Below are 24,789 nucleotides of genomic sequence, written 5' to 3'. Positions count from 1 at the left end.
CCAGAAGGTAGCGAGCACCCCTCCGCCACTTTCTCTTATTCTTTCCACAATTTCCTTCAGTTGGTCCATGAGCTGGTTCACCATTGATTCCACGGCAGAGGCTTGCAAAAATCCAATCAATCCACCACCAATAAACAGCAAACATGCGGCTAGGAAGAACGCTCTATTGTCAATCCACAACCGCCGCAATTGATTTTTCATGAGCCACGCTCCTTTTACAGCCTGGTAATTCCACTATATGCATTGTACCTCAACTATAGCCAACAGGCCAAAGAATATCCTTGTCTCACATGCATAAACTGTTATTGGACAAAGGAGGTGCTTATCCATGAGATGGATCTACGTGGTGAATGCACAACGCTTGAAACAAGTTCTCATCATCACTGCCGCTATTTTGATGGCAGCAGGAATTGGCTATGCTGAACAAGATACGATCTCTGCCTTCGCTGGAGGAAGCCAAGCGCCACAAGCCATTTACAAGGTCGATACCAAAGAGAAAAAGATTGCCTTAACTTTCGACATCAGCTGGGGAGAATCCCGCACCGTCCCCATCCTGGATATTTTAAAGGCTAAAAACGTGACCAAATCAACCATCTTCTTATCCTCTCCATGGAGTCAGCGTCATCCAGAAATCGTCAAACGCATTAAAGAGGATGGCTTTGAGATTGGCTCGCATGGCCACAAGCATGACAATTACAGTAAATATACCGATGAAGAAATCCGCTCCCAGATCGGAAAAGCCGATACCATTCTAACCGAAATGACTGGGAAAAAACCTAATCTGATACGGATGCCAAACGGTGATTTTGACAAGCGAGTTCTGCAAATTGCCGGTGATATGGGCTACACCGTCATTCAATGGGATACGGATTCAAAGGACTGGACCAACCCAGGTACAGAGAATATCATCAACAATGTATTGTCAAAAGCCCATCCCGGTGACATCATTCTCATGCACGCAAGCGATTCCTGCAAAGAAACGCACCTCGCTCTTCCCGTTATCATCGATAAGCTGCGTCAGCAAGGATATGAATTTGTCACCGTGTCTGAACTGATTGCGGGGACGGATATGAAGAGCAAGGAAATTAACTAACCATCAGGGAATACAAATCGAGTAGGAGGGAGCGACTAACTCCCGTCCTCTCACACCACCGTACGTACCGTTCGGTATACGGCGGTTCATCAAGCTTGACGAATGACAGAATATCGTTGTAATAAGCTTTTCAGCCCTTGTTGTTGCCAATATGCAACTCCGAGGGCTTTGTGCATTTGAGGAGTCTTTGTGGTACGCCATGCACCCTTTCTGGTGTTTGCAATTTCTATTGCTTGGACGTGCGATAAACCCAGAGAGCGAAGTTCTCGATATCGGGTTCGTACTCGCTTCCACTGAGACCACAAGCAAAGTCGAAGTCTACGTCGTATCCATTCGTCGATAGATTGAAGGATTTTCTTTGCATCCGCAAGGGCAAAATATCCGATCCAACCCATGAGGTACTGGTTTAGCTTCCGAATCCTTTCATCCATAGAGATGCTCCATACCGGATTAGTGATGAAGCGGATTTTCTCTTTCAACTTCAGAAGTGATTTTGGATGAAGCCGAATCCTTGCTTGTTTTGCATTAGTGAAACCGAAACCGAGGAACTTACGCTTCCAAGGTCGATCCACTGCGCTCTTCTGCTCATTTACTTTAAGCTTAAGTACCTTCTCCAAGTAGCTTTGGATACTTTCTTTTACCCGTTCTCCCGCCCGCTTTGTTCTCACGTAGATATTGCTATCGTCTGCGTATCGACAAAAGCGATGTCCCCTCTTTTCCAGTTCTTTATCCAAATCGTCGAGCAAGATGTTCGCCAATAACGGACTAAGTGGACCACCTTGTGGTGTGCCCTCTACTGCCGAAAGGCAGATGCCATTGACCATGATGCCTGCTTGTAGATATGCGCGAACAAGTTTCAACAAAGCTTTATCTTTTACTTTTCGAGCAACCCGACTCATTAAAATATCGTGATTAACCCGGTCGAAGAATTTCTCTAAGTCCATATCCACGACAAAGCGATATCCTTCGGAAATATAAAATTGTGCTTGTCTCATGGCGTCATGCGCACCACGGTTCGGTCGGAATCCGAAACTGGATTCTGAGAAGTGGGGGTCAAATATAGGAGTAAGAACTTGGAGGATGGCTTGTTGAATAAAGCGATCTATCACGGTAGGAATACCTAATAACCTTACTCCTCCGTCAGATTTCGGGATTTCGACTCTGCGGACAGGGGAAGGTTTGTAGGTCCCTTTCATAATCTGCTTTTTAGTGGTCAACCAGTGTTCACGGATATAATCGCGCAGTTGTTCGGTTGAAACACCGTCGATTCCCGCCGATCCTTTGTTTCTTTCCACTCTTTCGAGTGCCACTAATAGATTTTCTCGTGACAGGACTTTCTCCAACAGCTCCATGACGATACCCTTCCTCCGCACGCATCCTTCTAGTCTTGCCGGACAATACTCAGCCCTCTCTTGTACCCTCAGGGCTTCACCCATTTTCTCCAAGAGTAGTTCCTTACAGAATTCTGCTTCACAGTATTATCACGAAAGTGATTAGCGGATGTGTTGACTTAATGTTCAGCCCTTCCCCGTTCAAGCGTCCTTTACTTGGGTACTATGGCTTCTGCTGACTTCTGCATGTTCAGCGTCTCCTTACGAAGACGGTTACCAACATTTGAAGGCACTTCATGCAGACCTCCCCAGGTAAGAGCGATAACTTTCATCCCATGTACCTGCCCAAGTTTACTGCTGTATTCCTTGGCTGTATGGGGCTTCGTCTTGTTTGGCAGACTCACCCGAATACAACAGCCTCAAATTGGGTTCGTGTACCTCAGGTCGGGACTTTGCCGCCGGCTTCCTTCAGATTCCACCTCGCGGTGGACACCCTTGCCTTGGGCTAACGGTTGGTACAGCCAACCCCCGTTCGGGACTTACACCCTAGAGCTATCGCCCATGCTGGGCGCACCATAAAAAAAGCTGACCACATAAGGTCAGCTTTCTCTTTTTACCAGGCGATGCAATTGCATGACTTGCCAGACGTTGCAAAATAATAATGGAACCAGCATAGACAAGGTGGAGTGCACATCCGTTTCCTTAAGGGCCGGAATCCACTCCAGTGAGGTCACGACAAACATAAAGAACAATGTGGGAATCCAAGCAGTTCGGTTCGTCAAATTTGATTTGCCGTAAGCCGTCACCACCGAGACGACTAATAAGAGAATCGGCTCAATAAAAAAAGGCCCGATCGATCCGCCTTCCCCTAAAGACGTATAACGCAGGTAAATCATATCAAAAAAGACAAAGACAACTAGGAAGATCTGCACGCTTTTCCACAATGTCGGCGTTTTGAAAATAGTTTTTGCAAAGTAATTAATCGTCATATACGCGAAAAAACCCATTTGGGCCACAATGCTGATCGTCATTCCATACAATATGTACATTAGAGTGCCTACCAGAAAGTTGCCGACCGTGCTTTCCGTCAATTTGCTCCAATCAAAAATAAAGGCAACAAGTGCACCACCCAATCCACCAAGCAGCAGAGTAGTGAAAAAGAGCCAACCATACTTACGCAAACTCACCAGACATTCCCTCCCATCCACATCGACTTTGATTGTACCAATGCATGCAAGAAAATACTAGCGTAAGAACAAAACAAAATGCACACGTTATCTATAGGCAGAGCAAAGAAGGAGGTGTCCACCCCATGAGAAAAAAGTCGATGACCTTTTGGCTGCTGGCACTTGTCTGTTTGGTTATGACCGGATGCTCAAGCGGCGGACAAGCGCAAGGCTCGTCTCAGCCTGACTATAAGAGCGTAAAAGACATGGTGCTGGACATTTTACAGACGGACGAAGCAAAGAAATCGATGGAAAAAATGATGAAAGATGATAAGTTCAAGCAGAATATCATGCTGGACGAATCTACGGTACGGACCACCTTGATCCAAAGCATGACCAATCCAAACAGCACCCACATTAAAGAAGCCTTCAAAGATCCGCAATTCGCCAGTACCCTCGCCAAGTCGATGAAAACAGAACAAAAGAACCTCATGAAGGATCTGATGAAGGACCCGGAATACCAAAAAGAATTAATCACCGTCATGAAGGATCCGGAATTCGAAAAGAACCTGATGGACTTAATGAAAAGCTCGGCATACCGTCAGCAAACGATGCAGATCATGAAGGAATCCTTGCAAAGCCCGTTGTTTCAAGCAGAAATGCTGAAGCTGATGACGAAGGCACAAGAGGATTTAACGAAACCAAAAGAATTGAAGCCGAAAAAAGGCGGTAAGAAAGACAGCGGCGGTGGCGAAAGCAGCGACGAAGGCAAATCAAGCTAACCCTCGTTACTCGAAACAAAAAAGGTGAGCTCTTTTCCAGGGAGCCCACCTTTTTGCTTCTTCGTTATTGTTTCGCGGCGCTTTCGCATTTTTCTGCGACTCGTCTCGCCATATCCATGTAGATCTGACCAATATTGGACTGTTCACGGTAGATAGATGGCGTGTAGTCCGGTTCAGATGGATGGTTGTCAGGCTGTCCCAGCGGTATTTGCGCCAACAGTTCACTCGCCAATGTTTCCGCCAGCTTCGCACCGCCACCGCGGCCAAAGACGTATTCCTTGGAGCCATCTTTAGCTTCGTACCACGCCATGTTTTCCACGATGCCCAGAATCTCATGTCCCGTACGCTTTGCCATTGCCCCTGCACGAGCCGCAACAAAAGCAGCTGTAGCGTGAGGAGTGGTCACGACAATCTCCATGCTCTGAGGAATCATCGTATGCACGTCCAGCGCCATATCCCCTGTTCCAGGAGGCAAGTCTAAAAGCAAGTAATCCAGCTCTTCGCCCCAGTGAACTTCAGAAAAGAAGTTGCGGAGCATTTTGCCCAGCATCGGACCACGCCAGATGATTGGAGAGTTGTCCTCTACAAAAAAGCCCATGGACATCACTTTTACATTCATTTTTTCTACAGGTAAAATGGTTTCGCCGATAACGGTTGGGCGTTGATCAATGTTCATCATGTCTGGAACACTGAAGCCATAAATGTCCGCATCAATAATACCGACTTTTTTGCCCATACGAGCCAATGCGACAGCCAGGTTAACCGTAACGGTGGACTTCCCAACGCCACCTTTTCCGGATGTGACCGCAATAAAGGTCGTATTCGAATTTTTGTCCAGGATCGGATTGAGCAGTGGTGCTTGTCCGGGCGTCATATTGTGCGTCTGTCCTGCTCCTCCCCCACGCAGCTGTGCGCTGAGAGCAGCACGCTCGTCATCTGTCATCGAGCCAAATTGCAGGTGGACATCCTCTGCTCCCAGCTCACGGAGAGCCGCAATGACATCATCTTCAATCTTTGCCTTCAACGGACAGCCGGATATGGTCAAAACAACCGTCAGACTAACCGTGCTTCCTTCAATACGAATGTCGCGAATCATATTCAGTTCGACCAGACTGCGGTTGATTTCCGGATCTTTTACGTCGCGCAGTGCTTCGAGAACTTGTTCTTTGGTCAACATCTTGGTTCACCTCATCTATTGTCTTTTCCATGACCCCTGTAGCTTTCATGTTTGCGCGTCCATTATAGCATATTCGGTCCTGAGGGACACGCGGGCGTCAGCTTTCCGGTGTAACCGAGACCTTTTCCCCGGAATATTGCCGTAAAATCCCTTGATAAATGGCATTGGCCATTGCCTTCTGGTAATCAACCGATTGAAGCTGCTTTGCTTCTTGCGTATTGCTCACAAACCCTACCTCCACCAGCACTGCCGGACAAGCTACCTCCCGGATGAGAAATACGTTGTTCGTCAGCTTTGGTACCCGATCTGTATTCCCGATGACGCGCTTGATCTCGTCCTGGATCAGATAAGACATCTCAGCGCTCTTTTTAAAGCCAGGCGAGTAAAAGGTTTGGGCACCCGACCATTTGGGGGAGGGAATCGAATTGACGTGAATACTAATCAGAAAATCCGGTGTGTTTTCATTGACGAGCTTGACCCGGTTGCGAATATCCTCTGATTTGCGTTTTCGGTTTGCGTCTGCTTCTGGTGACGCCAAATCTTTGTCTTCTTCCCTCGTCATGATGACATATGCACCTGATTGCTGGAGAAAATCACGCAAGTACATACTGATGGCAAGCGTAACGTCTTTTTCTACAACTTCTCCTGTAGCCGACGTGGCGCCCCCATCCTTTCCCCCATGGCCGGCATCAATGGCAATTACTGTCCCCGCAAGAGGAAGCGACCATGCTGTCCAGGAGGAGCGATCCGGTGCCTCATAAGTGAACAACACCACCAGCAGCGCGAAAGCCAAAATCCAGCCTATCCCTTTTCGTGTCACTGTGTACCGTCCCCTTTGTCCCATTCTCGTATCCATCATATGGACAAAGGTGGACAAATATGACCATCTAAAGCAAAAGGAAAAACCCCCTGCCTGCGAACAGACAAGGGGTTGTATCCGGAAAACAACAATTAGCGCTTGGAGAATTGAGGTGCGCGACGAGCTGCTTTCAAGCCGTATTTTTTACGCTCTTTCATACGAGGGTCGCGAGTCAGGAAGCCAGCGCGTTTCAGAGCGCCGCGCAGTTCTGGATCTGCTTTCAGCAGAGCGCGAGCCACACCGTGACGGATTGCACCAGCTTGACCAGTGGTTCCGCCGCCGTTTACGTTAACCAGAACATCGTAACGACCAAGAGTTTCAGTCAGAACGAGTGGTTGTTTTACGATCAATTTCAGTGTTTCCAAACCAAAGTAAGTGTCCATTTCACGCTTGTTGATCACAATGCGACCTTCACCTGGAACCAGGCGAACGCGTGCTACGGAGTGCTTACGACGACCTGTACCGTAGTATTGTACTTGTGCCACGTATATTTCCTCCCTTTACCTTAACCGCGAATTTGCCAAGCTTCTGGTTTTTGTGCTGCATGTGGGTGCTCAGTTCCAGCGTATACTTTCAGCTTGGTGAACATTTGACGTCCCAGGCTGTTTTTAGGCAGCATGCCTTTTACAGCCAATTCGAACAGACGATCTGGTCGCTTGTTCAGCATGTCGCCAGCAGTGGTCTTTTTCAAACCACCTGGATACAGGGAGTGAGTGTAGTAGATTTTGTCTTGCAGTTTTTTACCTGTCAGTTTTACTTTGTCAGCGTTGATTACGATTACGAAATCGCCAGCATCAACGTGAGGAGTAAATTCAGGTTTCAGTTTGCCGCGCAGGATCGAAGCTACTTCGCTAGCCAGACGGCCAAGCGTTTGACCTTCTGCGTCAACGATGTACCATTTGCGCTCAACTTCGAGCGGTTTCGCCATATATGTGGTACGCATGTTTGTCCCTCCTAAATATCTTACCTTACACAATTCACATTTACTTATAACCAATTCAATCAAAACTTGCAAATGGAAGTTATTGCTACGTAACGGGTGAGCAACACTTCCAGGTGTTTCATCACGAACTTGTCTTTCAACACCGGGGCTAGAGTGGGGCTAGCGGGGTTAAAATACCAAGGATTATCGTACTACATGTGAAGGGTCAGAGTCAAGTGCCTGCACTTGCTCTATTAACTGGAAATTGAGAACCTAATAGACGACTTCCCACATCGTCAGACCTTTGGCAGGAGCTGTCTTTCCAGCCCTCTCCCTGTCACACGCTGCGAGAATCTCCATCAGCTCGTCGGGCGGGCGCTTGCCTTGTCCAACTTCCACCAATGTTCCTACAATGATCCTGACCATGTTGTACAAAAAACCGTTTCCCCGACACGTCACCCAGACCTCGTCCCCCGTGCGCTCGACAGTCAAACCGTAAACCGTACGGACCTTGTCCTCTACGTAGGTCTTTGCCGAACAAAAAGACGTAAAGTCGTGTTCACCTACCAGATGGCGCGCCGCTCTTTGCATCGCCTTTACATCCAGCGGAAAACGAATATGATCCGCATATCGATGCCGAAACACATCGGCTACAGGACGGTTGTCGATGCAATAGCGGTATTCCTTTACCTGCACATCAAAACGGGCGTGAAAGGTCGGTTCTACCTCTTCCACGGAACGTACGACGATCGCATCCGGCAGTTGATTGTTCAACACAAATCCCCATTTTTCCAGAGGGATATGGCTAGCCGTGTCAAAATGAATGACCTGGCCTCGCGCATGAACGCCAGCATCCGTACGTCCCGACCCAGATATCTGGATCTCCTCGCCCGTAATACGCAGCAAAGCTGCCTCAATCTCTCCTTGTACCGTCACCTGATCAGGCTGTACCTGAAAACCACTGAAATCGGTACCGTCATAAGCTACGACACCTTTTAGCCGTCTCAAGAACGCCACCACCCTATCACAAACAACAGCACAACTCCTGCGACAGCCACGCAGCTATCCCGCCAGGAAAATGCCAGCTTGTTCAGCCTTGTCCTCCCGACGCCTCCTCGATATCCACGCGCCTCCATCGCCAAAGCGAGCTCCTCGGCACGACGAAACGCGCTGATAAACAGCGGAATCGCGATTGGAATGAGATTCTTTGCACGGCGTAGAAGGCTGCCGCTGCTAAAATTGGCTCCTCTTGCTGTCTGCGCCTTGATGATCTTGTCCGTCTCTTCCATGAGCGTTGGGATAAAACGCAGCGCGATAGACATCATCAGCGCAATCTCGTGGACCGGTACTCCTACGCGCCCAAAGGGTCCCAGCAGTCGCTCCAAGCCTTCCGTCAAATCAATAGGCGACGTCGTCAACGTCAAAAAGGAACTGATCAAAATGAGAAGTCCCAATCGCAAGGAAATAAAGATCGCTTGACGCACTCCCTCTTCCTCAATCGTGAAGCTTCCCCATTGATAATAAACGGTTCCACCTTTTGTTATGAAAATATGAAGGACAACGGTAAACAGAATCAAGATCCAGACCGGCTTCAAGCTTTTCAAGATATAAGAGAGCGAAAGTCTGGACAGCAAGGCCGTGATCAGGGTAAACGCGATAAGGACCGCGTAGGTGATCGCATTGTTTGCCAAAAATACCAACGTAGCAAAAAGAATAATAAAGAGCAGCTTGCTTCGCGGGTCCGCGCGGTGAAGAAAGGACTGTCCTGGTACGTACTGACCGATCGCAATGTTCTGCAGCATGCCTAACGCTCCTTTGGCACGGACAGCCGTTTCAGCAGATGGTCAATCAGCTCTTCTTCCCGATAAAGGGAGTGCGGCAAATGCTCGTTGTCCGGCAACGATTGATTCATCCGGGAAACCAAGGCGACAGTTTCCGGTACATCAAGAGACAGCTGCTTCAGCAAATCTGCCTGCTCAAACACTTCGCGAGGTGTTCCCTGCAGAGCGACCTGTCCGTCAGCCATCACGAGCAAGTAATCCGCATAGCTTGCTGCCTCCTCCATGCTGTGTGTAACCAGCAAGGTCGTCAGCCCCTGTTCGCGATGAATGCGGTAGATCCCTTCCAGAATCGCTTTGCGGCCGGCAGGATCAAGCCCAGCCGTCGGTTCATCCAAAACCAGCACCTTTGGCTGCATTGCCAGCACACCAGCAATCGCCACACGCCTCATTTGTCCGCCGCTCAATTGAAAGGGCGAGCGATCCTTGATCGTTTCGTAGTCAAGCCCGACCACTTCGAGTGACTCCCGTGTCCGTGATTCAACCATTTCCACGGGTAAGTCAAAATTCAGTGGTCCAAACGAGACGTCTTTCGCTACCGTCTCTTCGAACAGCTGATGCTCAGGATACTGGAAAACCAAACCGATATCCCGACGTCTGGCATGCGGCATACGCTTCGAAGATGTAATTTCCACATCCCCTAGCTGAATACGGCCTGAAGACGGGGAAAGCAGCCCGTTCAAATGCTGGATCAAGGTGGATTTACCGGAGCCAGTTTGCCCAATAATGCCTACAAAGGAACCTGAAGGAATCGTCAAGGAAATTTCCTGCAAGGCAAGTCGTTCAAATGGCGTTCCTTTGCCGTAGATATGGCTTACTTTGTCAAAAGTAATCTGCATACGTGCTCCACCAGCTCCTCTTGGTGCAGTACAAACGGTAGTTCGATTCCTTTCGCGGCAAGCGCATGGCGTACCCGAACTGCAAACGGTACATCCAGCCCTACGGATTGGAGCCGTTCTACCTGGCTGAATACGTCGTGTGGCGAACCTTCCAGCAGGACTTCTCCTGCATTCATGACCGTCACATGATCAGAAAAGACGGCTTCTTCCGGAAAATGCGTAATGTTGATGATCGTGATGCCTTCTTCTCGATTCAGGCGTCTGGCCAAATCCAGGACTTCTTGTCGCCCCTGTGGATCAAGCATGGCAGTCGCCTCATCCAAGATGATGAGAGATGGCCTCATCGCCATGATTCCTGCAATAGCCACGCGCTGCTTTTGTCCGCCTGATAAACGGTGCGGCTGCGCCATCAAGTATTTTTCCATCCCAACCGAGTGAAGTGCTTCATCAATCCGTTTACGCATCTCCCCTGGATCCACACCCATGTTCTCCAGGCCAAATGCCACGTCATCCTCGACAGTAGCTCCGACAATTTGATTGTCCGGATTTTGAAAGACCATTCCTACATGCCTGCGGATCTCCCAGAGCATTTCTTCGTTCTTCGTATCGAAACCACTGACGATGATGGTGCCCTTCTCTGGCAAAAGCAACGCATTCATGAGCTTTGCCAGTGTAGATTTCCCAGACCCGTTGTGCCCCAAAACAGAGACAAACGAGCCCTTTTCGATCGTCAGGTCCACGCTTTTGAGTACAGGTATTCGTTGTCCTTCTTCGCCATCATACGAAAAAGAAACATCTCGAAATGCCAGCAAGCTTTCCTCTTTCATGAGGCGTTCACATCCTCCCCAGCCTTCACAGGGAATCCGCTTTTCTCTCCATAAAGGAAAAAAGGGTTGAATCAGAGTCCAGCCTATGACCAGATCTGCCCCCACCCTTTTCGCGGTAGTCTCCAAGAAAGGGGAACGAGTCCCAAGTTCTTGGTATAACGACCAGATTGTATGGATCTATTAAACGAATTCGATGTAAGCCATCGGTGCAGCATCGCCACGACGAGGGCCGGCTTTCAGGATACGAGTGTATCCGCCGTTACGCTCTTTAAAGCGAGGAGCGATTTCATCGAACAGTTTTTGAACTGCATCGCGGCCTTCTTCGTTCGCTACTTCGTTACGAACGAAAGCAGCTACTTGACGACGAGCGTGCAGATCGCCACGTTTCGCGAGCGTGATCATTTTCTCAGCGATTGGGCGCAGTTCTTTCGCCTTCATCTCTGTAGTTACGATGCGCTCGTTGATGATCAGGTCAGTTACCAAGTCGCGGAACAGCGCTTTACGTGCATCGCTACGACGACCCAATTTACGTTGTGCCATGTTCTTACCTCCCTCTTACTCGAGAGAACAGAGCGTGCTTACGGGTATTCTACTGGCTCTAGTCGTCGCTGCGGAGGGACAGGCCCAACTCAGCCAACTTTTCTTGAACTTCTTCCAGAGATTTGCGTCCCAGGTTGCGCACTTTCATCATGTCCTCTTCGGTCTTCTGCGTCAGCTCTTGCACGGTGTTGATACCGGCACGCTTCAAGCAGTTGTAGGAACGAACAGAAAGATCGAGCTCTTCAATAGTCATCTCGAGCACTTTCTCTTTCTTGTCTTCTTCCTTTTCTACCATGATTTCAGCATCTTTCGCCTCGTCGGTCAGACCGACAAACAGGTTCAGGTGTTCCGTCATGATTTTGGCGCCGAGGCTAACGGCCTCTTCCGGACTGATGCTGCCGTTTGCCCAAACCTCAAGGGTCAACTTGTCATAGTTGGTCATTTGCCCTACACGGGTATTTTCCACTTGATAGTTAACGCGCTTGATCGGCGTGTAGATCGAATCAATCGGAATCACACCAATTGGGAGATCCTCCGATTTATTTCCATCTGATTGAACATAACCACGACCACGTCCAGCTGTCATGCGGATATGCAGACGACCGCCATTCGCCAACGTTGCAATATGAAGATCAGGGTTTAAGACCTCCACATCACTGTCAGCACGGATATCTCCCGCTTTGACAACGCCTTCGCCTTCTGCATCGATCTCGATTACTTTTTCTTCATCGGAATGGATCTTCAGCGCCAAGCCTTTGATGTTCAGGATGATCTCGGTTACATCTTCAACGACGCCTTCCACCGTAGAGAACTCGTGAAGAACCCCATCGATTTGCACGGTACGAACTGCCGCGCCTGGCAAGGACGAAAGAAGAATTCGTCTCAGCGAGTTGCCAAGGGTAGTTCCGTATCCACGCTCAAGAGGTTCTACAACAAACTTTCCATACGAGTTGTCGTCGCTTACTTCCACAACCTCGATTTTTGGTTTTTCTATTTCTATCATTAAACAAACCCTCCTTCAAAACGTCGAAATCCTTGGGTGGGCCGCATACGTGCCCACTCAGGAATTTCCCCGGCGGTTTACCGTTTGCGTGCATGACAAGCTATAAATCAGAATTTACCATTCTAGTATGGACATGTTCTGAACGATATAAACCAGTTACACGCGGCGACGTTTTGGTGGACGGCAACCGTTGTGCGGAATTGGCGTCACGTCTTTAATCATGTTCACTTCAAGACCAGTAGCTTGCAGGGAACGGATCGCAGCTTCACGACCAGCACCTGGGCCTTTTACTGATACTTCAAGAGAACGCATGCCGTGTTCCATCGCAACACGAGCAGCCGCTTCAGCAGCCATTTGCGCAGCAAATGGAGTGCTTTTACGGGAACCCTTGAAACCGAGGGAACCAGCACTGGACCAAGAGATCGCGTTTCCGTGTGGATCAGTGATCGTCACAATCGTGTTGTTGAATGTAGAACGGATGTGTGCTACGCCGACTTCAACATTCTTACGGTCACGACGACGGGTACGAGCAGCTGTAGCCTGTTTTCTTTTCGCCATGTCAGATTACCCTCCTTTACTTCTTCTTGTTTGCTACTGTACGGCGTGGACCTTTGCGCGTACGAGCATTTGTTTTAGTACGTTGACCGCGAACTGGAAGCCCACGACGATGACGAATACCGCGGAAGCAGCCGATTTCCATCAGACGCTTGATGTTCAGGGAAATCTCACGACGGAGATCACCTTCCACCTTGACGGTTTTGTCAATGTACTCACGAAGTTTAGCAACTTCGTCTTCTGTCAGATCACGAACGCGAGTATTCACATCTACGCCAGCGGCGGACAGAATTTTTTGAGACGTGGGGCGGCCAATACCAAAGATGTAGGTAAGAGCGACTTCAACGCGTTTTTCGCGTGGCAAGTCAACGCCTGCAATACGTGCCATGTGTAAAAAGCACCTCCTTGTTTACCCTTGTTTTTGCTTATGCTTAGGATTTTCACAAATAACCATTACGTTACCTTTACGACGGATAACCTTGCATTTCTCGCAGATCGGTTTAACCGAAGGTCTCACTTTCATGGTTCTTGCCTCCCTTTTCTAGGGGTTTTACTAACTATTTATAGCGGTACGTAATACGTCCGCGGGTTAAGTCGTACGGCGACAGTTCAACAGTTACTTTATCCCCAGGCAGGATACGGATAAAGTGCATGCGGATTTTTCCGGAAACGTGAGCAAGGATCTTGTGTCCATTCTCTAATTCTACCCGAAACATAGCATTCGGCAAAGGCTCGATTACCGTTCCTTCCACCTCAATTACATCATCTTTTGCCATGGTAAACTCTCCTTTCTTCTGCTCTTCAGTCAGACCATGAGTTTTGCGAAATGATCACACAACGAACTTATCGTCGACACGTTGGACGACAATCCCCATTTTGAGGATTCCATCGTTTACAGACGTGTAAAAATCTCATGACCATCTTCCGTTATCGCGATGGTGTGTTCAAAATGAGCACATGTTTTCCGATCCACTGTTACTACCGTCCAATTGTCCTCCAATGTGCGGACATAACGTTCGCCGGCATTTACCATTGGCTCAATCGCCAACACCATGCCTGGTTTCAAACGGGGACCTCGATCGGGAGGCCCGTAGTTAGGAACCTGCGGATCTTCGTGCAAGTTTTGCCCAATCCCATGCCCCACATACTCGCGAACGAGTGTGAAGCCGGCAGCTTCTGCATGAATCTGAATGGCATGGGAGATATCAGACAATCGTGCCCCTGGTACAGCTTTTTCAAGCCCCTTGAACAACGATTCTTCTGTCACTCGCAGCAGATTCTGATTTTCAACAGAAACTGTCCCAACCGGATACGTCCAAGCGGAGTCTCCATGGAACCCTTCAAACTGGGCACCGATGTCCAAACTAATGATGTCTCCCTCTTGCAGCATCCGCTTTCCTGGGATCCCGTGTACGAGTTCTTCATTGACTGAAGCACAGATACTTCCTGGAAAGCCACCGTAGCCTTTAAATGATGGAATTGCTCCCATGCTACGGATAAACGTCTCGGCAATTTCGTCAAGTTGCTTTGTCGTAACACCAGGCTTGATTGCCTTGGCCAGTTCTTGATGGGTGAGTGCGACAATGCGACCTGCTTCGCGCATAACCTCAAGTTCTGATTTCGACTTCAGGATAATCATTCGCAATTACCCTCTTAGCAGAGACTTAATTTCCGCAAACACTACCTGGATATCTTGCTCTCCATTAATATCTCGCAGGAGCTCCTGAGCGGAGTAATAATCGATCAGTGGTTGTGTTTGAGCGATGTTGACATCAAGTCGTTGTGCTACCACTTCCGGCTTGTCGTCTTCACGCTGATACAGTTTACCACCATCTTTATCACATACACCAGCCTCTTTTGGAGGGTTGAACATCGTATGATAGCTAGCTCCACATACTGGGCAGATCCAGCGACCGGTCAGACGTTCAATCAGCAATTCCCGGCGAACATTGATATTAATGACGTGATCAATTTCGCGTCCCAGCTCCTTAACAGTCGCTGTCAACGCTTCTGCCTGTGGAACGGTGCGAGGGAATCCATCCAAGAGAAACCCTTTTTCGCAGTCGTCCATCGACAGACGTTCCCGCACGATCCCGATAACCACTTCATCTGGAACGAGCAAGCCTTTATCCATGTAGGACTTCGCTTCAAGCCCAAGTGATGTCTCATTTTTGACTGCTGCGCGGAACATATCACCAGTCGAAATGTGCGGGATGTTAAACTCTTCAACGATTCGTTCTGCCTGTGTACCTTTACCGGCTCCAGGCAGTCCCATCAGAATTATATTCACGTCCATTCCCTCCGTCCCATAAAGAAAAGCTTACAGAGGCTTTTCTGTAAAAACCCAGGTATTACTTGATGAACCCTTGGTAGTGACGCTTGATCATCTGGCTTTCGATCTGTTTCATCGTATCCAGGGCAACCCCGATTACGATCAAGAGCGAAGTACCACCGATATAAATCGACTGCGGCAGATTTGCCAGCTTGCTGAAGAAGAACGGCAAGATGGAAATCAGCATCAGGAAGAGAGCGCCCGCCAATGTTAAGCGGTTCAATGTACGAGTAATGTACACCTCAGTGTTTTTACCAGGTCGAATACCAGGAATGTAACCGCCATTTTTCCTCATGTTCTCTGCCATTTGCACAGGATTCATCTGTACAAAGGTATAGAAATAAGTAAACCCGATAATCAAGATGGCGTACAAAGCCATTCCAAGCGGTGCACTAACTTGGAAGTTTTGATAAATCCAGTTGGCAATACCTGTTCCGGATTGGTCAACCCAGAACTGAGCGATTGTCGAAGGGAAAATTACAAGCGAGATGGAGAAGATAACAGGAATAACACCAGCCGAGTTGACTTTCAGTGGAATGTGGGTAGATTGACCACCGTACATTTTCCGTCCAACCACGCGTTTGGCATATTGCACTGGAATCTTACGCACACCTTGCTGTATAAAGATAACCCCGACAATAATAGCGAGGATCACCAGCAAGATAATCACAACTTTGACGATGCTGAAGAAAATGTTCTGGGATGGATCAGCGAACTGAGTCGAGTAGATCGTTTCGATTCCATTTGGAATGTTCGCGATGATACCGGATACGATCAGGATCGAAATCCCGTTACCGATACCTTTCTCGGTAATCTGTTCACCCATCCACATCAAGAACGCGGTACCTGCTGTCAGTGTCAATGCAATAAGTGCATAGCTGCCAACGGATGTATCGCTGAGCAAGCCAGGCGCCATATTATTGAATCCAATTGTCATCCCGACGGATTGAATCGCACCGAGGACAATTGTACTGTAGCGGGTAACCGTAGCGATCTTGCGTCGACCAACCTCACCTTCACGTGCCCATTGCGTAAGCTTTGGAACAACGTCCATCGATAACAGCTGCATGATAATCGACGCCGTAATATACGGCATGATACCCATAGCAAAAATCGAGAAGTTTTTCAGAGCTCCACCAGAAAAGGTGTTCAACAATCCAAGCAAGTGGTTTGTGTTCTGCTGAAACAACTCGACGTTTACGTTAGGAACTGGTACAAAGCTTCCGATCCGGAATACTACCAACATCATGAGCGTAAACAGGATTTTACGACGCAGGTCGCTAATCTTAAAAATGTTAGTTAAGGACGCTAACATTAGATCACCTCGGTTGTTCCACCGACTTGTGCGATCTTCTCAGCAGCAGCTCCGGAGAACTTGTGAGCTTTTACAGTCAGCTTCACTGTCAGTTCGCCGTTAGCAAGAACCTTAACACCGTCGCGCAGCGCACTGATAACACCGGTTTCTTTCAGAAGCTCAGGTGTTACTACAGTACCCTCTTCAAAACGGTTCAGCGCGTCCAGGCTAACAATCGCGAATTCTTTACGGCTAATGTTAGTGAAACCGCGCTTAGGCAGACGACGGTACAATGGGTTTTGACCACCCTCGAAACCTGGGCGTACGCCGCCACCGGAACGAGCGTTTTGACCTTTGTGACCTTTACCAGCAGTTTTGCCAGTACCGCTACCGATACCGCGACCGATGCGCTTACGAGTGTGACGGGATCCTTCTGCAGGTTGCAGTTCATGCAATTTCATACGTTGCACCTCCTAACTCTTGAGATGTTCAATTATACTTCTTTCACGTCAACCAAGTGCTTCACTTTGAAAACCATTCCACGGATAGCGGCGTTGTCTTCCTTCACTACAGTGGAGTTGATTTTACGAAGACCCAGTGCTTTTACAGTTTCCTGTTGTCCTACTGGACGTCCGATCAGGCTACGTGTGAGGGTGATTTGCAATTTTGCCATGTTCATTCCCTCCCTTATTAACCCAACAACTCGTCAACAGTCTTACCGCGCAATTTCGCGACATCTTCCGCTGTTTTCAGACGGCCCAGGCCCTCCAGCGTAGCGTTGACCATGTTGATAGGATTGTTGGAACCAAGAGACTTACTCAAAACGTCACCTACACCAGCCAGTTCAAGAACGGCACGGATAGGTCCACCTGCGATTACACCAGTACCGGCGGAAGCAGGTTTGATGAGAACTTTACCAGCACCAAATTGGCACAGTACTTCGTGCGGAACAGTCGTTCCTCTCATTGGTACACGGATCAGTTTTTTCTTAGCGTCGTCAATCGCTTTGCGAATAGCGTCTGGAACCTCTTGAGCTTTACCCATACCAGCACCTACATGGCCGTTACGGTCACCCACAACAACCAGGGCGCTAAAGCTCATACGACGTCCACCCTTAACCGTTTTAGCTACACGGTTAACAGCGACTACTTTTTCTTCGAGCTCTAATTTGCTAGGGTCGATACGCATTCCTTACCCTCCTTGTTGTTAGAATTGCAGACCAGCTTCGCGAGCTGCTTCTGCCAGTGCTTTAATACGTCCATGATAGATGTAACCGCCGCGGTCAAAAATCACTTCAGTTGCACCTTTTTCTTGTGCACGCTTAGCGATCAGTGTACCAACAGCTGTAGCAGCTTCCACGTTAGCGCCATTTTTCAGGCCCAGCTCTTTATCCAGAGAGGATGCAGATACCAGAGTTACTCCAGTTGCATCGTCGATCAGTTGAGCGTAGATGTGCTTAGAAGAACGGAACACGTTCAGACGCGGGCGAATGGTAGAACCAATCACGCGTTTGCGGATGCGCAGGTGACGTTTTTTCCGAGCTTTGTTTTTATCAGCTTTCGTAAACATTAAGCGGCCTCCTTTCTCATGAAGCTAGAAGCTTATTTACCTTTTTTACCTTCTTTACGACGAACCACTTCATCACTGTACTTGATACCTTTACCTTTGTATGGCTCAGGTTTGCGCAGTGCACGGATTTCAGCGGCAACTTGACCTACGCGCTCTTTGTTGATCCCTTTAACCACCAGAGTGGTTTGGTTTGGCACGTCGATTTCAATACCCGCTTCAGGAGTTACCTCAACTGGATGGGAGAAACCGAGAGACAGTGTTACACCGGATCCGGATTTAGCTGCACGGTAACCTACACCGACCAGTTCCAGAGTGCGAGTGAAGCCTTCCGATACGCCTTTTACCATGTTGGCAACAAGCGCACGAGTCGTACCGTGAAGGGAACGATGCAGTTTGTTGTCGCTAGGACGCTCAACAACTACTTCATTCTCAGCGATGTTGATTTTGATATCTTCATGAAAGTTACGAACGAGTTGACCCTTAGGGCCCTTTACCGTCAGCTCAGTTCCGTTCAGAGTGAGGGTAACGCCTGCAGGTACCACGATCGGTTTTCTACCGACACGAGACATGTGGTGCACCTCCTGTGCTATTTATCAATTCTGTTGGATTACCAAATGTATGCGAGTACTTCTCCACCAACTGCTGCTTGACGAGCTTGCTTGTCCGTCATCACACCAGCGGATGTGGAGATGATTGCGCAACCGAGGCCACCCAAAACCTTTGGTACTTCATTGTTCTTTGCATAAACACGAAGACCTGGTTTGGAGATACGTTTCAGACCTGTGATTACGCGCTCGTTTTCAGCACCGTACTTCAGGAAAACGCGGATGATTCCTTGTTTGTTGTCCTCAACAAACTCCGCATCGCGGATGAATCCTTCTTCTTTCAGAATGCGCGCGATTTCCTTCTTGATGGTGGACGCCGGGATTTCCACTTTCTCGTGGCGAACCATGTTGGCGTTACGAATGCGTGTCAACATATCTGCGATTGGATCAGTCATAACCATGAGAGAAAACCTCCTTCCCGTTTCAAATTACCAGCTTGCTTTTTTCACGCCTGGAATTTGACCTTTATAAGCAAGTTCACGGAAGCAAATACGGCAGAGTTTGAATTTGCGCAATACGGAGTGAGGACGTCCGCAACGCTCGCAACGAGTGTACGCGCGTACTGCAAACTTCGGCTCCCGCTGTTGCTTGATGATCATTGATTTCTTTGCCACATTCTTCCCTCCTTACGAGTGGGTTTATTTACGGAATGGCATACCCATTTGAGTCAGCAGTTCACGTGCTTCCTCATCCGTTTTCGCGGAAGTGACAATTACGATGTCCATACCGCGTACCTTGTCAATTTTATCGTACTCGATCTCAGGGAAGATCAGTTGTTCCTTCAGACCAAGTGTGTAGTTACCACGGCCGTCAAATGCCTTGGAAGAGATTCCACGGAAGTCACGTACACGTGGAAGAGATACGTTCATCAGCTTGTCGAGGAAGTGGTACATACGCTCGCCGCGCAGAGTAACCTTCGCACCGATCGGCATACCTTCACGCAGTTTGAAACCAGCGATGGATTTCTTAGCGCGTGTTACTACAGGTTTTTGACCAGCGATGATTTGCAGGTCTTCTACCGCAGTATCCAAGGATTTAGCGTTAGCAACCGCTTCGCCTACACCCATGTTGATGATGATCTTTTCAACTTTCGGCACTTGCATGATGGAAGTATAAGCAAACTTGCTCATCAAGCCAGGCACGATTTCATTGGTATACTTTTCTTTCAGTCTTGTTGCCATCTAAGGACATCCTCCTTTCCAACCTGACTACTTGTCGAGTACTTCGCCAGACTTTTTCGCGTACCGAACTTTCTTGCCGTTCTCCAATACTTTGTAACCGATGCGAGTAGCTTTTCCGGACTTCGGATCGATCAAAGATACATTGGAAACGTGAATCGCTGCTTCTTGAGTCACAATGCCACCTTGCGGGTTAGCTTGAGACGGACGGCTGTGTTTCTTAACGAGGTTGATACCTTCAACCAGAACGCGTTCTTTCTTCGGATAAGCAGCGAGAACGCGACCTTTTTTGCCTTTATCTTTACCCGCATTTACGATAACAGTGTCGCCTTTTTTAACGTGCATCGCTTGGTGCACCTCCTATCGAACAAACTGCCTGAGTTTTGCCGTTCAATTAGATAACCTCTGGAGCCAGAGAGATGATCTTCATGAAATCCTTGTCGCGGAGCTCACGAGCTACAGGTCCAAAGATACGAGTTCCACGTGGGGATCTGTCGTCTTTGATAACTACTGCTGCATTTTCATCGAAACGGATGTAAGAACCATCCTGACGACGAACGCCGCTTACTGTGCGTACTACAACCGCTTTAACTACTTGACCTTTCTTGACAACGCCGCCGGGTGTAGCGGATTTAACGGAGCACACGATAACATCGCCGATGTTCGCCGTTTTGCGACCGGAACCACCCAGAACCTTGATGCACATGAGTTCCTTTGCACCGGAGTTGTCAGCAACAGCCAATCTCGTCTGAGTTTGGATCATTTACTGTTCCTCCTTTCGGATTTGATATCCGAAAATCTGACTTATACGATTACTGCCTCTTCGACGATACGTACCAAACGGAAACGTTTGTCTTTGGACAATGGACGTGTTTCCATGATTTCTACGATGTCGCCCACTTTTGCCGTGTTGTTCTCGTCGTGAGCCTTGAACTTTTTGGAGAATTTCATGCGTTTTCCGTACAGCGGGTGAGTCTTGTAAGTTTCAACCAGAACAACGATGGTTTTATCCATCTTGTCGGAAACAACGCGACCAGTAACTGTTCGACGCATATTGCGTTCTGCGGTCATCGTTCAAACCTCCTTCCTTTAATTAGCCGATTCCCAATTCTCTCTGGCGCAGGATGGTTTTCGCACGTGCGATATCCTTACGCACTTGTTTAATGCGAGATGTGGTTTCGAGTTGACCCGTAGCCAGCTGGAAACGAAGGTTGAACAACTCTTCTTTCAAAGAAGCGACGTTTTGTTCGATCTCGGCAGTGGTCAAGTTACGGTACTCATTAGCCTTCATGTGCGTCACCACCCACTTCTTCACGCTTCACGAACTTGCACTTGATAGGCAGTTTGTGCATAGCCAGACGCATAGCTTCGCGAGCGACTTCTTCAGGAACGCCAGCAAGTTCAAACATGATCTTGCCTGGTTTCACTACCGCTACCCATTTCTCAGGAGAACCTTTACCGGAACCCATCCGTACTTCGAGCGGCTTTTGCGTAATTGGTTTATCAGGGAAGATTTTAATCCAAACCTTACCACCACGTTTGATGTAACGAGTCATCGCAATACGAGCTGCCTCGATTTGACGGTTTGTTACCCAAGATGGTTCCAATGCTTGCAATCCGTATTCACCGAACGCAACAGTAGTACCGCCTTTAGCGTTACCAGCCATTTTTCCGCGGTGTTGTTTACGGTGTTTCACGCGTTTTGGCGTCAACATGATTACTTGCCTCCTTCCTCAGTAGCGACGTTCTTTCTCGCCGGAAGGACTTCTCCACGATAGATCCACACTTTTACACCGATACGACCATAAGTGGTATGTGCTTCAGCAGTACCGTAGTCGATGTCAGCACGCAGAGTGTGAAGAGGAACTGTACCTTCGCTGTAACCTTCAGAACGTGCGATATCAGCACCGCCAAGGCGACCGCTAACCAAGGTTTTGATACCTTTTGCACCAGCGCGCAGCGTACGAGTGATCGATTGCTTTTGCGCACGGCGGAAGGAAATGCGGTTTTCCAGTTGGCGTGCAATGTTTTCAGCTACCAGAGTAGCATCCAGATCCGGACGTTTTACTTCGTTGATGTTGATGTGTACACGCTTGCCAGTCAGATCAGTCAAGGATTTACGCAGAATTTCTACCTCTGCTCCACCTTTACCAATTACCATACCAGGCTTAGCGGTGTGAATCGTAACGTTCACGCGATTAGCTGCGCGCTCGATTTCGATTGTGGATACTGCAGCATCTTTCAGACGCCCTTTTACAAACTTGCGGATTTTCAAGTCTTCATGCAACAGTGTCGCGAAGTCCTTGTCAGCGTACCACTTGGACTCCCAGTCACGGATGACACCGATACGAAGACCGACCGGGCTTACCTTTTGACCCACACGTAATCCCTCCTTATTTCTCGTTTAGTACCACGGTGATGTGGCTCGTGCGTTTATGGATGCGGCTAGCGCGGCCCATAGCGCGCGGACGGAAACGCTTCAACGTAGGACCTTGGTCTACGAAGATTTTGCCCACTACGAGGTTGTTTGGATCCAGCTCATAGTTGTGCTCAGCGTTTGCAATAGCCGACTTCAGGAGCTTTTCAACAACTGGAGATGCTGCTTTAGGCGTGTGTTTCAGGATCGCCAAAGCTTCACCTACTTGCTTGCCTCTGATCAAGTCAACCACCAGGCGGACTTTACGAGACGCGATGCGAATATTGCGAGCAACTGCTTTTGCTTCCATCTTTGTACCTCCTCTCTGTCAAGAGAAAATTAGCGCTTCTTGGATTTCTTGTCGTTGTCGACGTGACCCTTGAAGGTACGAGTTGGTGCGAATTCACCCAATTTATGACCAACCATGTCTTCCGAAACATACACTGGTACATGTTTACGACCATCGTACACAGCAAAAGTATGTCCTACGAACTGAGGGAAGATGGTGGAACGACGGGACCAAGTTTTGATCACGCGCTTCTCGTTCTTTTCATTTTGCTCGTCAACTTTTTTCATCAAGTGGTCATCCACGAAAGGACCCTTTTTTAAGCTACGTCCCATTAGTGAACCTCCCTTCGCCAAAGGCGTTCGGTTATAGTATCAGCCTAGCTTATTTCTTGCGACGGCGGATAATGTATTGATCGGATTTGTTCTTCTTCTTGCGAGTCTTGAGACCCAGAGTTGGTTTACCCCAAGGAGTAACAGGTGCTTTACGTCCGATTGGAGCGCGGCCTTCACCACCACCGTGTGGGTGATCGTTAGGGTTCATTACGCTACCACGTACAGTTGGACGAATACCCAACCAACGGGAACGACCCGCTTTACCGATGTTAACCAATTCATGATCCAGGTTACCTACTTGACCGATGGTAGCGCGGCATACGTTATGAATGCGGCGAGTTTCACCGGAAGAAAGGCGTACGATTACGAACTCACCATCACGACCGAGCAATTGAGCGGATGTACCAGCTGCACGAACCAGTTGGCCACCTTTACCAGGTTTCAGCTCAATGTTGTGGATCGTAGTACCAACTGGAATTTTTTCCAGTGGCAATGCGTTACCGATTTTGATGTCGGCATCTGCACCAGATACGATCTCATCGCCCACTTTCAGGTTGTGAGGAGCGAGGATGTAACGTTTTTCACCGTCAGCATAGTTGATCAGTGCGATGTTAGCGGAACGGTTTGGATCGTACTCGATAGTAGCTACGCGACCTACGATGCCATCTTTGTTACGCTTGAAGTCGATAATACGGTATTTACGTTTGTGACCGCCACCTTGATGACGAACGGTAATTCTTCCTTGGTTGTTGCGGCCAGCTTTCTTGGAAAGAGGCGCGAGCAAGGATTTTTCGGGAGTTGAAGTAGTAATCTCCTCGAAAGTAGAAACCGTCATTTGGCGACGACCAGGAGAAGTCGGTTTAAACTTCTTGAGACCCATGTTAATACCCTCCTTTTCGGTAGTCGTCGAGGTTATACTCCCTCGTAGAAGGCCAATTCTTTGCTGTCATCAGTCAGCTTTACGATCGCTTTCTTCCACTCAGAGGTGTAACCGGAGTATTTTCCGTAGCGTTTTGGTTTCGCAGGAACACGAACGGTGTTAACTGCTTCTACTTTTACGCCAAATACTTTTTCAACAGCTTGCTTGATTTCTGTCTTGTTGGCTTTGAGAGGTACTTCGAAAACGTACTTTTTCTCAGCCATCATGTCAGTGGTGCGCTCGGTAATGACAGGGCGTTTAAGAACATCATGAAGGCTCTTCATTATGCGAGCACCTCCTCTACTTTCGCAACCGCTTCTTTCGTCACGATTACTTTGTCATGCGCTACCAGATCCAGAACGTTAATGCCTGCAGCATCTACGATTTTTGCACCTGGGATGTTGCGGGAAGAGAGAGCAACGTTTTGATCATACTCGGAGGTAACGATCAGAACTTTGCGATCTACTTTCAGGCTGCTGAGTACAGCAGTCATTTCTTTGGTCTTAGGAGCTGCGAAATTCAGAGCTTCCAATACCAAGAGTTCATTGTTTTGAACTTTTGTGGACAGAGCGGATTTCAGAGCCAAACGACGAACTTTACGGTTCAGTTTGTAACCGTATTTGCGCGGCGTTGGACCGAATACAACACCGCCACCTTTCCATTGCGGAGAGCGAATGGAACCTTGGCGTGCGCGACCTGTACCTTTTTGGCGCCATGGCTTGCGGCCACCACCACGTACTTCAGAGCGGTTCTTTACATCATGAGTTCCTTGACGTTGGGATGCTTGCTGCATCACGATCGCATCGAACAGAACTGCGCTGTTAGGCTCGATACCAAACACGCTGTCTGCCAATTCGATTTCGCCAACTTGAGAACCGGATTGGTTATAAAGAGCTACTTTCGGCATGTCAGTTCCTCCTTTC

General features: G+C 48.5%; 41 protein-coding genes (1 of these 41 running past the window's edge). 2 read left to right on the top strand and 39 right to left on the bottom strand.

Translation table 11 applies throughout. The annotated features are described in order from the left end of the window. Positions 1 to 201: the 5' portion of a stage II sporulation protein M gene (locus ACLIN2_RS01545; RefSeq protein WP_122961536.1), read on the bottom strand. 444 nt of this gene lie to the left of the window's left edge; only the first 201 of its 645 coding nucleotides appear in the window; it begins with the start codon at positions 199 to 201; its stop codon lies off the left edge, out of view. A 127-nt stretch (positions 202 to 328) separates the two neighbouring features. On the opposite strand from ACLIN2_RS01545, the gene pdaB reads away from it, so the two are divergent. Then, positions 329 to 1,093 (top strand): polysaccharide deacetylase family sporulation protein PdaB, encoded by a 765-nt coding sequence (gene pdaB, locus ACLIN2_RS01540; protein ID WP_411503055.1) that lies wholly within the window; start codon positions 329 to 331, stop codon positions 1,091 to 1,093. Between the two features lie 89 nt (positions 1,094 to 1,182). Here the strand turns inward: pdaB and ltrA are convergent, their stop codons facing one another. Together ltrA and ACLIN2_RS01530 are read right to left on the bottom strand one after the other, a co-directional pair. Beyond that, complete coding sequence (ltrA, locus tag ACLIN2_RS01535; protein WP_411501590.1) at positions 1,183 to 2,445, bottom strand: group II intron reverse transcriptase/maturase; 1,263 nt, start codon at positions 2,443 to 2,445, stop codon at positions 1,183 to 1,185. A 578-nt stretch (positions 2,446 to 3,023) separates the two neighbouring features. Continuing rightward, complete coding sequence (locus ACLIN2_RS01530; RefSeq protein ID WP_122926741.1) at positions 3,024 to 3,611, bottom strand: KinB-signaling pathway activation protein; 588 nt, start codon at positions 3,609 to 3,611, stop codon at positions 3,024 to 3,026. Between the two features lie 125 nt (positions 3,612 to 3,736). Here ACLIN2_RS01530 and gerD point away from each other — a divergent pair, with 125 nt between their 5' ends. After that, positions 3,737 to 4,372 carry a spore germination lipoprotein GerD gene (gene gerD / locus ACLIN2_RS01525; RefSeq protein WP_092277061.1) on the top strand — a complete coding sequence of 212 codons (636 nt, stop codon included), beginning with the start codon at positions 3,737 to 3,739 and terminating at the stop codon, positions 4,370 to 4,372. Between the two features lie 64 nt (positions 4,373 to 4,436). Here the strand turns inward: gerD and ACLIN2_RS01520 are convergent, their stop codons facing one another. The 36 genes from ACLIN2_RS01520 to rplD all read right to left on the bottom strand — a co-directional run bounded on the left by ACLIN2_RS01520 (position 4,437) and on the right by rplD (position 24,773). Continuing rightward, a complete protein-coding gene (locus tag ACLIN2_RS01520) occupies positions 4,437 to 5,549 on the bottom strand; it encodes a P-loop NTPase (protein ID WP_092277057.1) in 1,113 nt (370 codons plus the stop codon). A gap of 97 nt (positions 5,550 to 5,646) precedes the next feature. Then, positions 5,647 to 6,369 (bottom strand): N-acetylmuramoyl-L-alanine amidase CwlD, encoded by a 723-nt coding sequence (cwlD, locus tag ACLIN2_RS01515; RefSeq protein ID WP_281274599.1) that lies wholly within the window; start codon positions 6,367 to 6,369, stop codon positions 5,647 to 5,649. 131 nt (positions 6,370 to 6,500) lie between these two features. Beyond that, a complete protein-coding gene (rpsI, locus tag ACLIN2_RS01510) occupies positions 6,501 to 6,893 on the bottom strand; it encodes a 30S ribosomal protein S9 (RefSeq protein ID WP_005828788.1) in 393 nt (130 codons plus the stop codon). A gap of 20 nt (positions 6,894 to 6,913) precedes the next feature. After that, positions 6,914 to 7,351 (bottom strand): 50S ribosomal protein L13, encoded by a 438-nt coding sequence (gene rplM / locus ACLIN2_RS01505; RefSeq protein WP_092277054.1) that lies wholly within the window; start codon positions 7,349 to 7,351, stop codon positions 6,914 to 6,916. A 252-nt stretch (positions 7,352 to 7,603) separates the two neighbouring features. Beyond that, on the bottom strand, positions 7,604 to 8,338 hold the full coding sequence (truA, locus tag ACLIN2_RS01500; protein WP_411503054.1) for a tRNA pseudouridine(38-40) synthase TruA: 735 nt from the start codon (positions 8,336 to 8,338) through the stop codon (positions 7,604 to 7,606). After that, positions 8,335 to 9,132 (bottom strand): energy-coupling factor transporter transmembrane component T family protein, encoded by a 798-nt coding sequence (locus ACLIN2_RS01495; RefSeq protein ID WP_092277047.1) that lies wholly within the window; start codon positions 9,130 to 9,132, stop codon positions 8,335 to 8,337. Before ACLIN2_RS01495 ends, truA begins: the two co-directional genes overlap by 4 nt. Positions 9,133 to 9,134: 2 nt before the next feature. Further along, a complete protein-coding gene (locus ACLIN2_RS01490; RefSeq protein WP_411503053.1) occupies positions 9,135 to 10,007 on the bottom strand; it encodes an energy-coupling factor transporter ATPase in 873 nt (290 codons plus the stop codon). Further along, on the bottom strand, positions 9,983 to 10,834 hold the full coding sequence (locus ACLIN2_RS01485) for an energy-coupling factor transporter ATPase (RefSeq protein ID WP_400588452.1): 852 nt from the start codon (positions 10,832 to 10,834) through the stop codon (positions 9,983 to 9,985). Before ACLIN2_RS01485 ends, ACLIN2_RS01490 begins: the two co-directional genes overlap by 25 nt. A 180-nt stretch (positions 10,835 to 11,014) precedes the next feature. Further along, positions 11,015 to 11,374, bottom strand: a complete 360-nt coding sequence (gene rplQ / locus ACLIN2_RS01480; protein WP_122926747.1) for a 50S ribosomal protein L17 — start codon at positions 11,372 to 11,374, stop codon at positions 11,015 to 11,017. A 58-nt stretch (positions 11,375 to 11,432) separates the two neighbouring features. Next, complete coding sequence (locus ACLIN2_RS01475; RefSeq protein ID WP_049742248.1) at positions 11,433 to 12,377, bottom strand: DNA-directed RNA polymerase subunit alpha; 945 nt, start codon at positions 12,375 to 12,377, stop codon at positions 11,433 to 11,435. A gap of 156 nt (positions 12,378 to 12,533) precedes the next feature. Continuing rightward, entirely contained in the window at positions 12,534 to 12,935 is a 402-nt protein-coding gene (gene rpsK / locus ACLIN2_RS01470) for a 30S ribosomal protein S11 (RefSeq protein ID WP_092277038.1), read from the bottom strand. Between the two features lie 16 nt (positions 12,936 to 12,951). Then, complete coding sequence (gene rpsM / locus ACLIN2_RS01465) at positions 12,952 to 13,320, bottom strand: 30S ribosomal protein S13 (protein WP_411503052.1); 369 nt, start codon at positions 13,318 to 13,320, stop codon at positions 12,952 to 12,954. A gap of 21 nt (positions 13,321 to 13,341) precedes the next feature. Then, entirely contained in the window at positions 13,342 to 13,455 is a 114-nt protein-coding gene (gene rpmJ / locus ACLIN2_RS01460; protein ID WP_003333770.1) for a 50S ribosomal protein L36, read from the bottom strand. A gap of 34 nt (positions 13,456 to 13,489) precedes the next feature. Beyond that, positions 13,490 to 13,708: a translation initiation factor IF-1 gene (gene infA / locus ACLIN2_RS01455; RefSeq protein ID WP_023558720.1), complete on the bottom strand. Its 219-nt coding sequence runs from the start codon at positions 13,706 to 13,708 to the stop codon at positions 13,490 to 13,492. Positions 13,709 to 13,824: 116 nt separating this feature from the next. Next, complete coding sequence (gene map, locus ACLIN2_RS01450) at positions 13,825 to 14,571, bottom strand: type I methionyl aminopeptidase (protein WP_092277030.1); 747 nt, start codon at positions 14,569 to 14,571, stop codon at positions 13,825 to 13,827. Between the two features lie 6 nt (positions 14,572 to 14,577). Further along, a complete protein-coding gene (locus ACLIN2_RS01445; RefSeq protein ID WP_411503051.1) occupies positions 14,578 to 15,222 on the bottom strand; it encodes an adenylate kinase in 645 nt (214 codons plus the stop codon). Between the two features lie 61 nt (positions 15,223 to 15,283). Further along, positions 15,284 to 16,579 (bottom strand): preprotein translocase subunit SecY, encoded by a 1,296-nt coding sequence (secY, locus tag ACLIN2_RS01440; protein ID WP_092277024.1) that lies wholly within the window; start codon positions 16,577 to 16,579, stop codon positions 15,284 to 15,286. After that, positions 16,579 to 17,019: a 50S ribosomal protein L15 gene (gene rplO, locus ACLIN2_RS01435; RefSeq protein ID WP_007716272.1), complete on the bottom strand. Its 441-nt coding sequence runs from the start codon at positions 17,017 to 17,019 to the stop codon at positions 16,579 to 16,581. Before rplO ends, secY begins: the two co-directional genes overlap by 1 nt. 32 nt (positions 17,020 to 17,051) lie before the next feature. Next, entirely contained in the window at positions 17,052 to 17,231 is a 180-nt protein-coding gene (rpmD, locus tag ACLIN2_RS01430; protein WP_092277020.1) for a 50S ribosomal protein L30, read from the bottom strand. 17 nt (positions 17,232 to 17,248) lie between these two features. Continuing rightward, positions 17,249 to 17,746, bottom strand: coding sequence for a 30S ribosomal protein S5 (gene rpsE / locus ACLIN2_RS01425; protein WP_055746222.1), 498 nt, complete (start codon positions 17,744 to 17,746; stop codon positions 17,249 to 17,251). Between the two features lie 18 nt (positions 17,747 to 17,764). Then, positions 17,765 to 18,127, bottom strand: coding sequence for a 50S ribosomal protein L18 (rplR, locus tag ACLIN2_RS01420; protein ID WP_047074697.1), 363 nt, complete (start codon positions 18,125 to 18,127; stop codon positions 17,765 to 17,767). A gap of 32 nt (positions 18,128 to 18,159) precedes the next feature. Beyond that, the gene (gene rplF / locus ACLIN2_RS01415; protein WP_092277017.1) at positions 18,160 to 18,696 is read right to left on the bottom strand and encodes a 50S ribosomal protein L6; all 537 of its coding nucleotides are present in this window, start codon (positions 18,694 to 18,696) and stop codon (positions 18,160 to 18,162) included. 38 nt (positions 18,697 to 18,734) lie between these two features. Continuing rightward, entirely contained in the window at positions 18,735 to 19,133 is a 399-nt protein-coding gene (rpsH, locus tag ACLIN2_RS01410; protein ID WP_092277014.1) for a 30S ribosomal protein S8, read from the bottom strand. Between the two features lie 27 nt (positions 19,134 to 19,160). Next, positions 19,161 to 19,346: a type Z 30S ribosomal protein S14 gene (locus ACLIN2_RS01405; RefSeq protein ID WP_007716256.1), complete on the bottom strand. Its 186-nt coding sequence runs from the start codon at positions 19,344 to 19,346 to the stop codon at positions 19,161 to 19,163. Between the two features lie 24 nt (positions 19,347 to 19,370). Then, a complete protein-coding gene (gene rplE, locus ACLIN2_RS01400; protein ID WP_092277011.1) occupies positions 19,371 to 19,913 on the bottom strand; it encodes a 50S ribosomal protein L5 in 543 nt (180 codons plus the stop codon). Between the two features lie 27 nt (positions 19,914 to 19,940). Further along, the gene (gene rplX / locus ACLIN2_RS01395) at positions 19,941 to 20,255 is read right to left on the bottom strand and encodes a 50S ribosomal protein L24 (protein WP_092277008.1); all 315 of its coding nucleotides are present in this window, start codon (positions 20,253 to 20,255) and stop codon (positions 19,941 to 19,943) included. Between the two features lie 49 nt (positions 20,256 to 20,304). Next, complete coding sequence (gene rplN / locus ACLIN2_RS01390; protein WP_092277005.1) at positions 20,305 to 20,673, bottom strand: 50S ribosomal protein L14; 369 nt, start codon at positions 20,671 to 20,673, stop codon at positions 20,305 to 20,307. A 41-nt stretch (positions 20,674 to 20,714) separates the two neighbouring features. Then, the gene (gene rpsQ / locus ACLIN2_RS01385; protein WP_411503050.1) at positions 20,715 to 20,981 is read right to left on the bottom strand and encodes a 30S ribosomal protein S17; all 267 of its coding nucleotides are present in this window, start codon (positions 20,979 to 20,981) and stop codon (positions 20,715 to 20,717) included. A 22-nt stretch (positions 20,982 to 21,003) separates the two neighbouring features. Continuing rightward, positions 21,004 to 21,201, bottom strand: a complete 198-nt coding sequence (rpmC, locus tag ACLIN2_RS01380) for a 50S ribosomal protein L29 (RefSeq protein WP_092276999.1) — start codon at positions 21,199 to 21,201, stop codon at positions 21,004 to 21,006. Continuing rightward, the gene (gene rplP, locus ACLIN2_RS01375) at positions 21,191 to 21,625 is read right to left on the bottom strand and encodes a 50S ribosomal protein L16 (RefSeq protein ID WP_007787078.1); all 435 of its coding nucleotides are present in this window, start codon (positions 21,623 to 21,625) and stop codon (positions 21,191 to 21,193) included. Before rplP ends, rpmC begins: the two co-directional genes overlap by 11 nt. Before the next feature lie 2 nt (positions 21,626 to 21,627). Next, on the bottom strand, positions 21,628 to 22,290 hold the full coding sequence (gene rpsC / locus ACLIN2_RS01370; RefSeq protein ID WP_005828842.1) for a 30S ribosomal protein S3: 663 nt from the start codon (positions 22,288 to 22,290) through the stop codon (positions 21,628 to 21,630). Positions 22,291 to 22,303: 13 nt separating this feature from the next. Beyond that, positions 22,304 to 22,636 (bottom strand): 50S ribosomal protein L22, encoded by a 333-nt coding sequence (rplV, locus tag ACLIN2_RS01365; protein ID WP_092276996.1) that lies wholly within the window; start codon positions 22,634 to 22,636, stop codon positions 22,304 to 22,306. A 29-nt stretch (positions 22,637 to 22,665) separates the two neighbouring features. After that, positions 22,666 to 22,947 (bottom strand): 30S ribosomal protein S19, encoded by a 282-nt coding sequence (rpsS, locus tag ACLIN2_RS01360; protein ID WP_092276993.1) that lies wholly within the window; start codon positions 22,945 to 22,947, stop codon positions 22,666 to 22,668. Between the two features lie 49 nt (positions 22,948 to 22,996). Continuing rightward, positions 22,997 to 23,827, bottom strand: a complete 831-nt coding sequence (gene rplB, locus ACLIN2_RS01355) for a 50S ribosomal protein L2 (protein ID WP_092276990.1) — start codon at positions 23,825 to 23,827, stop codon at positions 22,997 to 22,999. Between the two features lie 32 nt (positions 23,828 to 23,859). Next, a complete protein-coding gene (rplW, locus tag ACLIN2_RS01350; RefSeq protein WP_007716243.1) occupies positions 23,860 to 24,150 on the bottom strand; it encodes a 50S ribosomal protein L23 in 291 nt (96 codons plus the stop codon). Further along, positions 24,150 to 24,773, bottom strand: coding sequence for a 50S ribosomal protein L4 (rplD, locus tag ACLIN2_RS01345; protein WP_092276987.1), 624 nt, complete (start codon positions 24,771 to 24,773; stop codon positions 24,150 to 24,152). The genes rplW and rplD overlap by 1 nt, the downstream gene beginning before the upstream one ends. Positions 24,774 to 24,789: the final 16 nt, after the last annotated feature.

The organism is Brevibacillus centrosporus (assembly GCF_046622605.1).
Taxonomy (GTDB): domain Bacteria; phylum Bacillota; class Bacilli; order Brevibacillales; family Brevibacillaceae; genus Brevibacillus; species Brevibacillus centrosporus.
The sequence above is the reverse complement of the archived record's forward strand: the minus strand, read 5'-3'. Positions and strand labels throughout refer to the sequence as shown.